Origin of the sequence: Kitasatospora sp. NPDC001527 (genome assembly GCF_040298605.1) — a bacterium.
In the GTDB taxonomy this organism is placed as follows: domain Bacteria; phylum Actinomycetota; class Actinomycetes; order Streptomycetales; family Streptomycetaceae; genus Kitasatospora.
In genome coordinates this window covers 122,373-136,785 of record NZ_JBEPAM010000004.1, presented here as the reverse complement: position 1 = coordinate 136,785, position 14,413 = coordinate 122,373, and the positions used below count along the sequence as shown (strand labels likewise).

Annotated in this window: 13 protein-coding genes, 1 pseudogene and 1 riboswitch; of the genes and pseudogenes, 6 read left to right on the top strand and 8 right to left on the bottom strand. The window is 74.6% G+C overall.

All coding sequences use genetic code 11. The annotated features are described in order from the left end of the window. Positions 1-35 precede the first annotated feature (35 nt). The 4 genes from ribH to ABT238_RS05940 form a co-directional block, all read right to left on the bottom strand. Complete coding sequence (gene ribH / locus ABT238_RS05955; protein ID WP_350565680.1) at positions 36-506, bottom strand: 6,7-dimethyl-8-ribityllumazine synthase; 471 nt, start codon at positions 504-506, stop codon at positions 36-38. A 73-nt stretch (positions 507-579) separates the two neighbouring features. Next, complete coding sequence (locus ABT238_RS05950) at positions 580-1,833, bottom strand: bifunctional 3,4-dihydroxy-2-butanone-4-phosphate synthase/GTP cyclohydrolase II (RefSeq protein ID WP_350565678.1); 1,254 nt, start codon at positions 1,831-1,833, stop codon at positions 580-582. After that, positions 1,830-2,480 carry a nicotinamide mononucleotide transporter family protein gene (locus tag ABT238_RS05945; RefSeq protein WP_502884259.1) on the bottom strand — a complete coding sequence of 217 codons (651 nt, stop codon included), beginning with the start codon at positions 2,478-2,480 and terminating at the stop codon, positions 1,830-1,832. The genes ABT238_RS05950 and ABT238_RS05945 overlap by 4 nt, the downstream gene beginning before the upstream one ends. Beyond that, positions 2,477-3,157 (bottom strand): riboflavin synthase, encoded by a 681-nt coding sequence (locus ABT238_RS05940; protein ID WP_350565676.1) that lies wholly within the window; start codon positions 3,155-3,157, stop codon positions 2,477-2,479. Before ABT238_RS05940 ends, ABT238_RS05945 begins: the two co-directional genes overlap by 4 nt. Positions 3,158-3,368: 211 nt before the next feature. Beyond that, positions 3,369-3,496: riboswitch (FMN riboswitch) on the bottom strand. A 180-nt stretch (positions 3,497-3,676) separates the two neighbouring features. Between ABT238_RS05940 and ABT238_RS05935 the strand changes: the two genes are divergently transcribed. Both ABT238_RS05935 and ABT238_RS05930 read left to right on the top strand, forming a co-directional pair. Continuing rightward, complete coding sequence (locus ABT238_RS05935; protein WP_350565674.1) at positions 3,677-3,925, top strand: SCO4226 family nickel-binding protein; 249 nt, start codon at positions 3,677-3,679, stop codon at positions 3,923-3,925. Between the two features lie 96 nt (positions 3,926-4,021). Further along, positions 4,022-4,717 (top strand): MSMEG_1061 family FMN-dependent PPOX-type flavoprotein, encoded by a 696-nt coding sequence (locus tag ABT238_RS05930; protein WP_350565672.1) that lies wholly within the window; start codon positions 4,022-4,024, stop codon positions 4,715-4,717. A 94-nt stretch (positions 4,718-4,811) separates the two neighbouring features. On the opposite strand, the gene ABT238_RS05925 is transcribed toward ABT238_RS05930, so the two are convergent. After that, positions 4,812-5,006, bottom strand: coding sequence for a YegP family protein (locus ABT238_RS05925; RefSeq protein ID WP_350570835.1), 195 nt, complete (start codon positions 5,004-5,006; stop codon positions 4,812-4,814). A gap of 160 nt (positions 5,007-5,166) precedes the next feature. Between ABT238_RS05925 and ABT238_RS05920 the strand changes: the two genes are divergently transcribed. Further along, positions 5,167-5,589 (top strand): HIT family protein, encoded by a 423-nt coding sequence (locus ABT238_RS05920; RefSeq protein WP_350570837.1) that lies wholly within the window; start codon positions 5,167-5,169, stop codon positions 5,587-5,589. 7 nt (positions 5,590-5,596) lie between these two features. Here the strand turns inward: ABT238_RS05920 and ABT238_RS05915 are convergent. Beyond that, positions 5,597-6,268, bottom strand: a pseudogene (locus ABT238_RS05915) (alkaline phosphatase family protein); the annotation flags it as partial. Between the two features lie 200 nt (positions 6,269-6,468). Next, the gene (locus ABT238_RS05910) at positions 6,469-7,242 is read right to left on the bottom strand and encodes a GntR family transcriptional regulator (protein ID WP_350570838.1); all 774 of its coding nucleotides are present in this window, start codon (positions 7,240-7,242) and stop codon (positions 6,469-6,471) included. A gap of 251 nt (positions 7,243-7,493) precedes the next feature. Here ABT238_RS05910 and ABT238_RS05905 point away from each other — a divergent pair, with 251 nt between their 5' ends. From ABT238_RS05905 to ABT238_RS05895, 3 genes are all read left to right on the top strand, one after another. Beyond that, positions 7,494-8,435 carry a glycoside hydrolase family 19 protein gene (locus ABT238_RS05905; RefSeq protein ID WP_350570840.1) on the top strand — a complete coding sequence of 314 codons (942 nt, stop codon included), beginning with the start codon at positions 7,494-7,496 and terminating at the stop codon, positions 8,433-8,435. A gap of 123 nt (positions 8,436-8,558) precedes the next feature. After that, a complete protein-coding gene (locus ABT238_RS05900; protein ID WP_350570841.1) occupies positions 8,559-9,620 on the top strand; it encodes a serine hydrolase domain-containing protein in 1,062 nt (353 codons plus the stop codon). Positions 9,621-9,745: 125 nt separating this feature from the next. Then, positions 9,746-13,435 carry a SpoIIE family protein phosphatase gene (locus ABT238_RS05895; RefSeq protein WP_350570843.1) on the top strand — a complete coding sequence of 1,230 codons (3,690 nt, stop codon included), beginning with the start codon at positions 9,746-9,748 and terminating at the stop codon, positions 13,433-13,435. A 26-nt stretch (positions 13,436-13,461) separates the two neighbouring features. Here ABT238_RS05895 and ABT238_RS05890 read toward each other — a convergent pair whose 3' ends face one another. After that, on the bottom strand, positions 13,462-14,403 hold the full coding sequence (locus ABT238_RS05890; protein ID WP_350755670.1) for a pseudouridine synthase: 942 nt from the start codon (positions 14,401-14,403) through the stop codon (positions 13,462-13,464). Positions 14,404-14,413 lie beyond the last annotated feature (10 nt).

The following is a 14,413-nucleotide window of genomic DNA, read 5'->3' as shown; positions in this document are numbered from 1 at the left end:
TCCACGGTCCGGAGGGCGGCCCGTCGGCCGGGGTTTCAGAGCGCGCGCAGCGCGACGGCGGTGGCGACGGCCGCGGTGACCGCCTCGTGGCCCTTGTCCTCGGCGGAGCCCGGCAGGCCCGCGCGGTCCAGCGCCTGCTGCTCGTCGTCGCAGGTCAGCACGCCGAAGCCGACCGGGACGCCGGTGTCCACGGCGACCTGGGTGAGGCCGGCGGTGGCGGCCTGGCAGACGTAGTCGAAGTGCGGGGTGCCGCCGCGGATCACCACGCCGAGGGCGATCACGGCGTCGAAGCCGCGCTCGGCGAGGCGCTTGGCGGCGACCGGCAGCTCGAAGGTGCCGGGGACGCGCAGGACGGTCGGCTCGGCGACGCCCAGCTCCTTGAGGGCGCGGTGGGCGCCGTCGAGGAGGCCGTTCATCACCTGCTCGTGCCACTGGGCGGCGATCACGGCGACCTTGAGGCCGGCGGCGTTGTCGATGGTGAGCTCGGGGGCTCCGTGGCCGCTCATGTGCGGGTGCCTTTCGGTGGTTCGGGCTGCGGGAGGTTCGAATGCGGGAGGTTCGGGACGCGGGAAGGGGGGCTCAGGCGTCGAGGCCGGGCAGGTCGTGGCCCATCCGGTCGCGCTTGGTCCGCAGGTAGCGCGCGTTGTGCTCACCGGCCGGGATCTCGACCGCCTCGCGGCCCTTGACCTTCAGGCCGTGCTCGGTGAGCGCGGTGAGCTTCTGCGGGTTGTTGGTCAGCAGGGTCAGCGAGCGGACCCCGAGGTCGCAGAGCATCTGGGCGCCGATGCTGTAGTCGCGGGCGTCGGCGGGCAGGCCCAGGTCGAGGTTGGCGTCGACGGTGTCGCGGCCCTGCTCCTGCAGCTCGTAGGCGCGCAGCTTGTGCGCCAGGCCGATGCCCCGGCCCTCGTGGCCGCGCAGGTAGAGCACCACGCCCCGGCCGGCCTCGGCGACCCGGCGCAGCGAGGCCTGGAGCTGCGGGCCGCAGTCGCAGCGCAGCGAGCCGAGCACGTCGCCGGTCAGGCACTCGGAGTGGACCCGGACCAGGACGTCCTCGCCGTCCGGCAGCCGGCCCTCGGCGTCCAGGCCGCCGGCGACCAGGGCGATGTGCTCGACGCCGTCGAGGGTGCCCCGGTAGCCGACGGCGGTGAACTCGCCGAAGGCGGTGGGCAGCGCGGTGACGGCGGCCCGGTCGACGTGCAGCTCGGTGCGGCGGCGGTAGGCGATGAGGTCCTCGATGGAGATGATCGCCAGGTTGTGCGCGCGGGCGAAGGCGACCAGCTCGGGCAGCCGGGCCATGGTGCCGTCGTCGTTGACCACCTCGGCGATCGCGCCGGCCGGCGGCAGTCCGGCCAGCCGGGCCAGGTCGACGGCGGCCTCGGTGTGGCCGGGGCGCACCAGCACGCCGCCCTCGACGGCGCGCAGCGGGAAGACGTGGCCGGGGCGGGCGAGGTCGCCGGGCCCGGTGCCGGGCGAGGCGAGCAGGCGCACCGTGCGGGCCCGGTCGGCGGCCGAGATGCCGGTGTCGACCCCTTCGCGGGCGTCCACCGAGACGGTGTAGGCGGTGCCCTTGCGGTCCTCGTTGACCTGGGTCATCGGGGGGAGCCTGAGCCGGTCCAGTTCGGCGCCGGTCATCGGGGCGCAGATCACGCCGGAGCTGTAGCGGATGGTGAAGGCCATCAGCTCGGCGGTGGCGGCGGAGGCCGCGAAGACGATGTCGCCCTCGTTCTCGCGGTCCTCGTCGTCGACGACGATCACCGCGCGGCCGAGCGCGATGTCGGCGATCGCCCGCTCGACCGGGTCGAGGACGAGTTCGCCGGACGGGTTGTCGGTCATGCCGTTGCTCCCTGCGGGACGGTGGTGGACACGGGGCGCGGCGCTCGGCTGCTGAGCCACCACGAGCGCAGCCCGAGCAGGACCAGGACGAAGTAGACGGAGTAGGTGAGGCCGGAGAAGGTGTAGCCGGAGTTGAAGGCGAGCGGCACGCCGACCAGGTCGACGGCGATCCAGGCGAACCAGAACTCCACCCAGCCGCGGGCCTGGGCGACCATGGCGGCGAGGGTGCCGACGAAGATGTAGGCGTCCGCCCACGGGCTCCACGAGCCGAGCGCGGGGATCGTCAGGAAGGCCCAGGCCACCAGGGCGGTGCAGGCGGCCGTGCCGGCGGCGAGCGCGGCGCGTTCGCGCCAGGTGGCGAACCGGACGGCGACCTCGCCGGCGCTCTGCCGGCCGCGCCGCCACTGCGTCCAGCCCCAGGCGGCGGCGGCGATGACGATCAGCTGCTTGCCGACCATGCCGGGCACGTCGCCGGCCAGGTAGGCGGTGATCAGGACGGCGCCGGAGGCCAGTTGGACCGGCCAGCTCCAGACCGACCGGCGCCAGCCGAGGGCGAGTCCGGCCATGCCGAACAGGTTGCCGATCATGTCGGCCCACTTCACGTGCTGGCCGAACACCGTGAAGGCGTCACCGTTGAGCCAGTTCACCGCTCCTCCCCGCCGGTCGCCGGGTCGGTCGGGGCCGCCTGGGGCAGGGTGCGGGACTCCAGCAGCCGCTCCACGTACTTGGCGAGGACGTCCACCTCCAGGTTGACGCTCTCGCCGACGGCCCTGGTGCCGAGCGTGGTCAGCGCGAGGGTGGCCGGGATGAGGCTGACGGTGAAGCTGTCGCGGGCGGCCTCGACCACGGTGAGGCTGACGCCGTCGACGGTGATCGAGCCCTTCTCCACCAGGTAGCGGGTGATGGACTCCGGCAGCGAGAAGCGCAGCACCTCCCAGCGGAGTTCGCCGGCGGCGTCGCGCTCCCCCGGCTCGCGGCTCAACAGCCGCCCGGTGGCGTCGACATGACCCTGCACCAGGTGTCCGCCGAGCCGGGCGCCGAGCGCCATGGCGCGCTCCAGGTTGACCGGCGAGCCGGGCTTCAGCTCGCCCAGGCTGGAACGGTGCAGCGTCTCGGCCATCACGTCGGCGCTGAACTCGCCGGTACCGGCCGCCAGTTGGTCGGGGGTGTCGACGACGGTCAGGCAGACGCCGTTGACCGCGATGGAATCGCCGTGGCGCGCGCCCTCACAGACGACCGGGCCGCGCAGGCGGATCCGCGAGGAGTCGCCGATCTCCTCGATCGACACGACCTCGCCGAGCTCTTCGATGATGCCGGTGAACACCCGGGTTCTCCTCGCGCTTGGGGCGCGGACTCCGGGGTGTGGCACGGGAGATGACACGGACGGGCGCAGGGCTGCACGGCTCGCCGGACGGCACCGGGGCCCGTCGCCGGGCCGCTGCCGCACCGGACGCCGGAGAAGGGGATCCCTCGACCGTCGCCGTCCACACCTCCGCGGTCCACCGGGGGACCACGGGCCTTGCTCACTCGTCCGCCGCGCACGCCTCCCATCCGGACTTTAACCGTCGGTCCAGGAATTTCACCTGGTCAACCGGCCGCTGGCTGCGGACGGGTCGCGGACTGTAACCGCCGGTTCGGATTTTCACCGACCCCGGAGTGCGCTGAACGTCACTGCTACTGCTGCGGTCATTCTGCCACGGCCGGGCGGGCGCCGGGAGAGGCCCCGGCTGTGGGCTGTTTCACGGCGGCGGCGGGAATGCGCGCCGGTGCGCGGGGGCGCAAGCTGGTGGGAGGGGCGGGTTCGGGCCGGGCGCGGGCCCCGGCCCCAGGAGGTGCGAGGGCGATGGCCAAGTTCATGGACGTCCACCACGGGATGGCCGGCATCACCGAGGAGCAGCTGCGCATGGCGCACCAGGCCGACCTGGACATCCAGGCCGACGAGGGCGTGCGGTTCGAGCAGGCGTGGGCCGATCCGGAGGCGGGCGTCGTCTACTGCCTCTCCGAGGCGCCCTCGAAGGAGGCCGTGCAGCGGGTCCACGAGCGCAGCGGGCACCCCGCGGACGAGGTGCACCCCGTTCCGCTCACGGTCTGACGGCCCGGGCCGTCCGGCCGGCGTCCGGGGCCCGGCGCCCGGGGCCCGGCGCCCCTGCCCGGTCCGGCCGCGGAGGCCTCCGTTACGTTTACCGGTATGACCAGCACACCGGGGACCGCCGTTCCGTCAACTCCCGGGCCGCAGGGCCCGTCCGGCCTCTTCGCCGCCCTCAGCGCGGACGCCGTGCGCGACACCGCGCGGCTGCGGGACGTCTACGAGCAGCCGGGCGAGCACGCGCGCCGCAAGCAGGTGGACCGCGTCCACGACGTCGCCCGGCAGTTGATCGGCTGCTCCTCGCTGGTCCTGGTGGCCAGCGCGGACGCCGCCGGGCGCTGCGACGTGTCGCCGCGCGGCGGGCCGCCCGGACTGGTGTCGGTGCTCGACGAGTTCACCCTGGCGATCCCGGACGCGACCGGGAACAAGCGGCTGGACACCCTGCACAACGTCGTCGAGACCGGCCGGGTCGGGCTGCTCTTCGTGGTGCCGGGCCGGGACACCACGCTGCGGGTCAACGGGCGGGCCTGCGTGTCCACCGACCCGCGGCTGCTGGAGCAGCTGACGGCGGTCGGCAAGCCGCCGCGCAGCGCCATCGTGGTGGCGGTCGAGGAGGTCTACGCGCACTGCCCGAAGGCGTTCCTGCGCGGCTCGGCGTGGAAGCCGGAGAACTGGCTCGCCGCGGACGCCCAGCCGAGTTCCGCCGAGGTCACCCTCTCGCACCTGGCGGACCCGGCGCTGACCATCGAGGCGATCGAGCGGAACGAGCGGGAGGCGCTGCTCCACCGCTACGAGTAGCTCCACCGGGTACCGGCGGGCGGTGGGTGCGGCGGCGGGGCCGGCCCCGGACACGACTGTCGCCCGGGGCCGGCCCCGCCGCCGCACCCGGCCCTCAGGCCGCGGCCTTGGGCTTCACGTCCACCACGCTCGCGCCGTCCGCCGCCCGCTGGACGGCCTCGACGCCCTTGTGGGCGGCGTCCTTGCTCGCGTACCCCTGGCCGGTCGCGACGATCTCGCCGTTGCCCGCCTTGAGCCGGAACCGGTACTTGCCTCCGGCGTCCTCGTACACCTCGAACTTGCCCGCCATCCGGGCCACCTCCTCGTCGACGGGACGCGCCGCGCGCCCCACCTGCACGGTGCGCCCCGACGGCACCGGAGCGCACCCGCTCGGGGTCCGCCCGGGTGACCTCCCGGCGGCCTCCCGCCGAGCGGATGCCGGGGGCGCGGCGGGCCGGTTGAATGGACGGATGGACTGCGTCTTCTGTGCGGTGGTGGCGGGCACGGAGCCCGCGCACCGGGTGCTGGACGACGAGGCGGCGGTGGCCTTCCTGGACCGCAGGCCGCTCTTCCCGGGCCATGTGCTGGTGGTGCCGCGCGCCCACCACCGCACCCTGGCGGACCTGCCGGCGGCGCAGGTCGGCCCGTTCTTCCTGCGGGTGCAGCGGGTGGCGGCGGCCGTGGAGCGCGGGCTGGGCGCGGCGGGCAGCTTCGTCGCGGCGAACAACCGGATCAGCCAGTCGGTGCCGCACCTGCACGTCCACGTGGTGCCGCGCAATCCGAAGGACGGGCTGCGCGGCTTCTTCTGGCCGCGCCGGACGTACCCCGACGAGGCGGGCGCGGCGCTGGTCGCCGAGCGGCTGCGGGCCGCGCTCGCCCCGTCCGAGGGGTAGTGCTCCGTCAGCCGACCCGGACGTCGTCCAGCACCCAGTACCAGTTGTTGCTCCCGGTGTACCGGAACCGCAGCCGCAGCCGGCCCGCGCCCGCCGGGACGGCCAGGTCGAGGCGCTGGCGGCCGTTGGTGTCGGTGGTGTAGCTCTTCACCTCGACCGGCGCGCCGCCGTCCCAGACGGCGAGCACCCGGGCGCTCTGCGCGCCCTCGGGGCGGTAGAAGGTGGTGAAGGCGACCGGAACGGTGCCGCGCCCCGCCACCGGGTACTCGGGGCTGACCAGGGTGGAGTCGTAGCCGCCCTGGAAGGCCTTGTCGGCCCACTCGTCGGAGTCGGCGACGGCGAAGACGCCCCGGGAGCGGACGTTCAGCTCGCGGTTCTGGTCGCGCTGGGTCTTGGTCCAGAACTCGTCGGTGGTGAAGGACCAGCCGCGCCACTCGCCGACGCCGCCGGTGCCCATCGCCGAGTTGTCGACCGACCAGCCGGCCGGCGGGGTGTGGGTGAAGCCGAGGACGCCGGCGGCGATGCCGGTCTCGTCGACCCGGCCGGTGAGCTGCGGGCGCAGCGCGTCGAAGGCGTCGGGGACGAGGGCCGGGATCGCCGAGCCGTTGGCGATCACGAAGGTCTGCCGCTCCTCCCAGCTGGAGCCGCCGTGGCCGCCGGTGGGGGTGTGCCCGTGGTCGGCGGCGGGGTGCTGCGGGGTCACGTCGTCCTCCTGATGCTGCGTCATGGCGCGGAAGGGGGCGGTGACCACGGTCGGATCGACGGGTGGACGGGGGTGGCCCGGCCGCCGGCCCGGGTGTGAACAACGCCCGAATTCGGTCCAGACCCGTTATCTTTTCGTGATCATGATGGAGGCGCGGAAGGACCCGGGCGGGCGCGTCAGTCCGCCCCGAGGCGGGTGGTGAAGCTGAACCGGTCGCCCCGGTAGAGCGAGCGCACCCGCTCCACCGGACGGTCCTCGGTGTCCCGGGTCAGCCGGTGCAGCAGCAGCATCGGCAGCGCCGGCGGCGTACCGATCAGCAGGGCCTCGCGCGGGGTCGCCAGCACCGTCTCGATCCGCTCGTCCGCGGCGCCGAAGCCGATGCCCGCCCTCTCGGCGAGATAGGCGTACAGCGAGGAGCCCGGGTCGAACTCCGCGTCCAGCGCCGGGACCCGGCCGACCGCCAGGTAGGTGCTCTCCAGACCCACCCGCTCGCCGTCCGCGAGCAGCACCCGCTCCAGGTGCCAGACCGGATCGCCCGGGGCGATCCCCAGCTGCCCGGCCAGCTGCGGGTCGGCGCCGAGCCGCTCCAGCCCGATCAGGGTGCGCCCGGGGACCCTCCCCTGGCGCCGCACGCCCTCGGTGTAGCTGGCGAGCGAGAGCGGCTGCTCCAGCTTGGGGCCGGCCACCACGGTGCTGCGTCCGCGCCGCCGGATCCGGCCCTGGAGCAGCAGTTCGCGCAGGGCCTGGCGGAGCGTCTCGCGGGCCACCTCGAAGCGGGCCGCGAGGTCGCGCTCGGTCGGCAGCACGCCGCCCTCGCCGAGTTCGTCGAGCAGCGCCTCCAACTGGCCCTTGACGGCGTAGTACTTGGGCACCCGGCCGTGCTCCGGGATGCCGGAGCGGATCGGTGCGCCCGGCCCGGAACGGGGGGCGGGATCGGGGGTCTCGTCCACCCGGCCATCCTTCCAGATGGAGAGACCTGACCATGACACGGCCGCCGGCGCGCCGTTCGCGCCGCGCGCCGTTTGCCCGAAACCCCTTGACAGGTATAGACCACTCCGCTTGAGTCTGGGTCAGCCCCGCACCCCCGCCCCGGCCGGACCGTCCCCCCACGACGTGCCGCCACCCGCGGGGCCCGGCTCCCCTGCCCCGACGTCCCTACCTCCACGACCGTGCGGCCCCACACCGCACAAGGGGTGATCAAGTGTCCACGAAACGCCTGCTCGCACTGCTCTCCGCCGTCGCCACGGCGCTGGCGGTGGTCCTGCTGCTGCCCGCGGCCAACGCCAGCGCCGCCGTCTGCGCCACGCCCTGGGCCTCCTCGGCCGTCTACACCGGCGGCGCCGCCGTCTCCTACAACGGCCACAACTGGCTCGCCAAGTGGTGGACCCAGAACGAGCCGCCGAGCACCGGCGGCTCCGGCGTCTGGTCCGACCAGGGCACCTGCGGCACCGGTCCGACGACGACCCCGACGCCGACCGTCACGCCCACCGTCACGCCGACGCCGACCGCCACCCCGAACCCGGGCGGATTCCCGGTCAGCCAGGCCCAGTTCGACCAGATGTTCCCGAACCGGAACCCCTTCTACACCTACCAGGGCCTGATCGACGCCCTCGCCGCCTACCCCGCCTTCGCGGCCACCGGCACCGACACCGTCCGCAAGCAGGAGGCCGCCGCCTTCCTCGCCAACGTCAACCACGAGACCGGCGCGCTGGTCTACGTCGTCGAGCAGAACACCGCCAACTACCCCCACTACTGCGACAGCTCGAAGTCCTACGGCTGCCCGGCCGGCCAGGCCGCGTACTACGGCCGCGGCCCGATCCAGCTGAGCTGGAACTACAACTACAAGGCCGCCGGCGACGCCCTCGGCATCGACCTGCTGCGCAACCCCAACCTGGTGCAGACCGACCCGGCCGTCGCCTGGAAGACCGCGCTCTGGTACTGGAACACCCAGAACGGCCCCGGCACCATGACCCCGCACAACGCGATCGTCAACGGCTACGGCTTCGGCGAGACCATCCGCAGCATCAACGGCTCGCTGGAGTGCAACGGCGGCAACCCCGCCCAGGTGCAGAGCCGGATCAACGCCTACCAGCGCTTCACCCAGCTGCTCGGCACCGTGCCGGGCAACAACCTGAGCTGCTGACGCGGGCACCCGACGCGACCGCGCCCCGCTCGTCCCCCGTACCTCCGGGGGACGAGCGGGCCGGCCGCGAAATCGTCGCCACGGTGGACGCCGCCGCCCCCCGCCGCTCCTAGGCTCGGGGCCATGAACGATCTTGGCAGCCTCGTCCAGCAGACCGCCGACCGCCTCGCCGGCCAACAGGTCGGCGCGGTGGTCGCCGGCCTCGCCCGCGGCGCGGTGGAGATCCGCGGCGCCGGGCGCACCGGCCCCGGCCCCACCGGCGGGGTGCCCGGTCCGGACACGATGTTCGAGATCGGCTCGGTGACCAAGGTCTTCACCTCGCTCGCCCTCGCCCGGCTGACCCTGGCGGGCACCGTCAGCCTGGACGAACCGCTCGCGGACGTCCTCGCCGACGCGCTCCCGCCCGGTGTCGCCGTCCCCGCCAAGGGGGCGCAGCCGTTCGCGCTGCGGCACCTGGCGACCCACACCTCCGGCCTGCCGCGGCTGCCCGCCGGCATGCTGCTGCCCTCCCTGCTCACCCCCAACAAGCCCGACCCGTACGCGCACTGCACCCCCGAGTGGCTGCTCGCGAGCCTCGGGCGGACCAAGGTGCGGGCCGCGCCCGGGCGCAGCTTCCGCTACTCCAACCTCGGCGCCGGACTGCTCGGCCTCGCCCTGGCGCACCGGGCGGGCCTGGAGTACGGGGAGCTGGTCCGGCGGGAGGTCTGCGAGCCGCTCGGGCTCACCGACACGGTCCTCGTGCCCGACGAGCGGCAGGCGGCGCGGCTCGCCCCGGGCCACACCGCGGGCGGCCGGCCGGTGCCGGGCTGGAACCTCGCCGGCCTCGCGGGGGCGGGCGCGCTCAAGTCCACCGCCGCCGACCTGGCCGTCCTCCTCCAGGCCCAGCTGGCGGCCGGCGACGGCGACGGCTCGCCGCTCGGACCCGCCATCGCGCTGACCCGCGAGGTGCGGCACCGGGTGAACCCGTTCGCCTGGATGCACCTCGGCTGGCTGGGCGACCGGCTGCACGCCCGCCAGGGCGGTCACCTGCGGATCTGGCACAACGGCGGGACCGGCGGCTACCGCTCGTTCACGGCCTTCGACCCGGAGAAGCAGGTCGCGGTGATCGTGCTGGCCAACGGCCGCCGCTCCGTCGACACCCCCGGCGTCCAGCTGTTGCGCGCCCTGCAGACCGCCCACGGGTAGCCGCCCGCCGCCCCGTGCGCCGCCGCCCGGGGCGGTGTGCCGCGCGGGGGTGGCGGGGCGCGTGGGAAGATGGCAGGGCTGGGTGGGCGACGAGCTCCGGGCGGTGCTGGCCATGGTGACCGAGCATGGTGAATGAGCGGCGCGAGGCCGCCGGGCCCGGACGCGCCGACGGTCCGGAGGCCCTGCTGATGGTGCCGATCGCCACCGCCCTGATCGAGGCCGACGGCCGGATCCTGCACTGGAGCAGCGACGCCGAGGCCCTGCTCGGCTACTCCGCGGAGGAGGCGATCGGCGAGCGGGCCGTACAGCTGCTGGCCTCCGACGAGCGGCGCCCCGAGGTGCTGGAGCTGTTCCAGGAGATCCTGGACGGCCGCGGCTGGTCCGGCGTCTTCCCGGTGCGCCACCGCGACGGCCACCACGTCAACCTGGAGTTCCGCACCCACCCGATCACCGGCCCGGGCGGCAGCCCGCTGGTGCTGGCGGTGGCCTCCGACGTGACGACGCTGCGCCGGATCCAGGCGGACCTGGCCGTGCTGGACGGCTTCTTCACCCAGGCCCCGGTCGGCATGAGCGTCTACGACACCCGCCTCGCCTTCGTGCGGCTCAACGCGGCGCTGGCCAGGATCAACGGGCTGTCGGTGGAGCAGCACCTCGGGCGGCGGCTGACCGAGCTGCTGCCCGGCATCAACGGCGCGGAGAGCGAGGCCGTGATGCGCCGGGTGCTGGAGACCGGCGAGCCGGTGGTGGACATCCGCTCGCACGGCCGCACACCGGGCGACCCGTCGCACGACCACGCCTGGTCGGCGTCCTACTTCCGGCTGGAGGACCAGGGCGGGCGGATCCTCGGGGTGAGCTCGACGGTCGTCGACGTCACCGAGCGCTTCCAGGCCGAGACCAGGGCCGCCCGCGCCCAGGAACGGCTCGCCCTGCTGGCCGAGGCCACGGCCTCCATCGGCACCACCCTGGACCTGCGGCAGACCGCCCGGGAGCTGGCCGACGCGATGGTGCCCAAGGTCGCCGACATCAGCGGCGTCTTCGCGCTGGAGGCGCTGGTCGCCGACCGCAACGTCGAGCCGCCGGACCCGGCCGCTCCGCTGCGGGTGCGCCGGCTGGCGCTGGCCACCGCCGACCCGCTCTACCCGGCGGAGTCGCTGCCGGTGGACACCGTCCACGAGCTGGCGCCGGACTCCCCCTACGCCCGGGCGCTGGCCACCGGACGGACGGTGGTGGTGCCGTCCTGGGAACTGCCGCCGCTGAGCGAGACGATCAGCGAGAGCCGCCGGCAGGCGTTCCTCGGCGACCGTCCGCGCTCGGTGCGGATCACCCCACTGGTGGCGCGCGGCACCACGCTCGGCATGGTGGTCTACTCCCGGCGCGGCGAGCGGGAGTCCTTCGCCGAGGCGGACATCACGCTCGGCGACGAACTGGCCTCCCGGGCCGCGGTCGCCATCGACAACGCCCGGCTCTACCTGCGCCAGCACCGGACCGTGCTGGCCCGCCAGCAGGCGCTGCGCGAGGCGAAGGCCGCGCAGGAGCGCCTGGCGGTGGTCAACGAGGCCTCCACCCGGATCGGCACCACGCTCGACCTCGCGCAGACGGCCCAGGAGCTGGCCGAGGTGGCGACGCCGCGGCTGGCCGACACGGTGGTCGTCGAGGTCCTGGACGACCTGGTGCGCGGTGAGCGCGAGGCCCGCCCGTCGGCCGACGGTTCGGCGCTGCTGCGGCGGATGGCCTTCCACACGGCGCGGCGCTCGACGCTGCGCCCGATCGACCGGACCGGCGGGGTGCACCGCTTCGTCGCCACCACTCCCTACGCCTGGGCGCTCGCGCACCGCGCCCCGGTGCTGGTGCCGCGGATGGACGCGGCCGGGCTGGCCTGGTTCCGGGACGACCCGGTGCGCATGGCGGCGGCGCGCGAGCAGAACGTCCGCTCGTTCATGGTGGTGCCGCTGATCGCGCGCGGGTCGCCGGTCGGCGTCGCCGCGTTCTACCGGACCGTCTCGGAGCACCCGTACGAGGAGGACGACCTGGCGCTGGCCGGGGAGTTGGCGGTGCGGGCGGCCGTGTCGATCGACAACGCGCTGCTGTTCACCCGGGAGCGGGACGCCGCGGCCGCCCGGCAACGGGCGCTCGACGAGGCGTGGGCCGCGCAGCAGCGGCTGTCGCTGCTCAACGAGGCGTCCGGCCGGATCGGTACCACGCTCGATCTCCACCGCACCGCCCACGAGTTGGTCGAGGTGGTGATCCCGCGGTTCGCCGACTTCGTGACCGTCGACCTGCGCGAGACGGTGCTGGACGGCGAGGACCCGGCGCCGGTGCCGCCCGACGGCTCGGTGCTGATGCGGGCGGTGGCGGTCGGCGAACTGGACGAGCTCGGCCGGATGTCGGACGCCGCCGACGCGATCGGGGAGACCTCGCAGTCGGCGCAGGTGTACGCGCAGAGCCTGCGCACCGGCCGGTCGATCCTGGTCTCGGAGGTGGACGAGGCGGCGCTGCGGCGGATCGTGGCCTCGCCGGACCGGGTGCAGCCGAGCCTGGAAGCCGGGGTGCACTCGTACCTGATGGTGCCGCTGCTGGCGCGCGGACTGGTGCTCGGCGGCGCGGAGTTCGTCCGCAACCGCAACCCGGTGCCGTTCGGGCCGGCGGACCGCGCGCTGGCCGAGGAACTGGTCGCCCGGACCGCGCTGGCCATCGACAACGGCCGGCTCTACCGGCGGGAGCGGGAGACCGCGCTCACCCTGCAGCGCAGCCTGCTGCCGCAGGAGATCCACCGCACGCTGGGGCTGGAGATCGCCTACCGGTACCTGCCGAGCAGCGTGGTCAGCGAGGTCGGCGGCGACTGGTTCGACGTCGTGCCGCTCTCCTCCGGCCGGGTCGCCCTGGTCGTCGGCGACGTGATGGGCCACGGCATCCGGGCCGCCGCGACGATGGGCCAGCTCCGCACCGTGGCAAGGACGCTGATCACCCTGGAGATCGCCCCCGACCGGGTGCTGCAACGGCTGGACGAGGCCACCACGGCGCTCGGCGAGGGCCAGTTCGCCACCTGCATCTGCGTGGTCTACGACCCCGTCGGCCGGCGCTGCACCGCCGCCTGCGCGGGCCACCTGCCGCCGGTGGTGGCCGACACCGAGGGCAACGCCCACCTGGTCGAACTGCCGCCCGGCGCGCCGCTCGGGGTCGGCGGAGTGGCCTTCGAGAGCGTCGAGTTCACCCTCCCCGAGGAGGGCATCCTGACCGTCTACACCGACGGCCTGGTCGAGCGGCGCGGCCGCGACCTCGACGAGGGGCTGGAGCTGCTCTGCCGCACCGTCGCCGACCGGCACGGCTCGCTGGAGCAGACCTGCGACGCCGTGCTCACCGAACTCACCGGCCGCACCAGCGAGGACGACATCGCCGTCATCATGGCGCAGGCCAGACCGGCCGGTTCGGACCGGATCGCCACCCTCCCGCTCGGCGGCGACCACGCGATGGTCGCCCACTCGCGCCGCTTCACCCGGGAGACGCTCACCGGGTGGGGGCTGGAGTCCCTCGCCGACTGCGCCGAGCTGCTCACCAGCGAACTGATCACCAACGCCCTGGTGCACGCCGGATCGCCCACCCAGCTGCGGCTGTTCTGCAACCGCACGCTCACCGTGGAGGTGGCCGACCAGGACATCGCCACCCCCCGGATCCGGCGCGCCCACGAGGAGGACGAGGGCGGGCGCGGCATCCACCTGGTGAACGAGCTCGCCCACCGCTGGGGCAGCCGGCGGACGCCGGAGGGGAAGGTGGTCTGGTTCGAGCTGGAGCTGCCCCCGGGCACGGCGGGCCGCTAGCCGGGGATCACCAGGACCACCGGGGTTCACCAGGAAGCGTGGTCCGTCCAGGCCGCCAGCGTCCGGCGGCTCTCGAAGCGGCGCCGGCGGCCGGTCAGCGGGTCGGTGAACTCCAGCACCGCGGAGAGCAGCTGGAGCGGGCGGCCGAAGTCGTCCGGGGCCGGCTCCGGCAGCACCACCGGGTACACCGGGTCGCCCAGGATCGGCAGGCCCAGGCCGCTCATGTGCAGCCGCAGCTGGTGGGTGCGCCCCGTCGCCGGCCGCAGCAGGTAGCGGCCCAGCCCGTCCCGCCGTTCCAGCAGCTCGATCCGGCTCTCGCTGTTCGGCGGCTCGTCGAGCTCGTGGGCGTCGATCCGCCCGCGCTCCTTGACGATGTGGCTGCGCACCGTGCGGGGCAGCTCCACCGCCGGGTCGTACGCCGCCACCGCCCGGTACTCCTTGCGGACCAGCCGGTCCCGGAACAGCGTCTGGTAGGCCCCCCGGTCCTGCGGCCGGACCACGAACATCGCCAGCCCCGCCGTCAGCCGGTCCAGCCGGTGCGCCGGGCTCAGCGCGGGCAGCTCCAGCGCGTGCCGCAGCCGGGAGAGCGCCGTCTCCACGACGTGCCGTCCGCGCGGGGTGGTGGCCAGGAAGTGCGGCTTGTCGACGACCACCAGGTGCTCGTCCCGGTGCAGCACCTCCAGCTCGAAGGGGACCGGCACCTCCGGCGGCAGCTCCCGGTGGAACCATAGGTGCGCCCCAGGCCGGAACGGCTCCGCCGGCCCGACGGCCCGCCCGTCCTCGCCGACCACCCCACCGGCCCGCAGCAGCGCGTCCACCCGCCCCGCCGCGACCGCCGGCAGCCGCTCCTCCAGATACGCCCGCACCGTCCCCCACGGCCCGCCCACCACGGGCAGCCGCAGGTGCACCGGATCCACCCCGAACCGCTGCGGAAGCGGCGAGGCCGGCGCCGTACTCCTACGTCTCATCTCGCCCGCC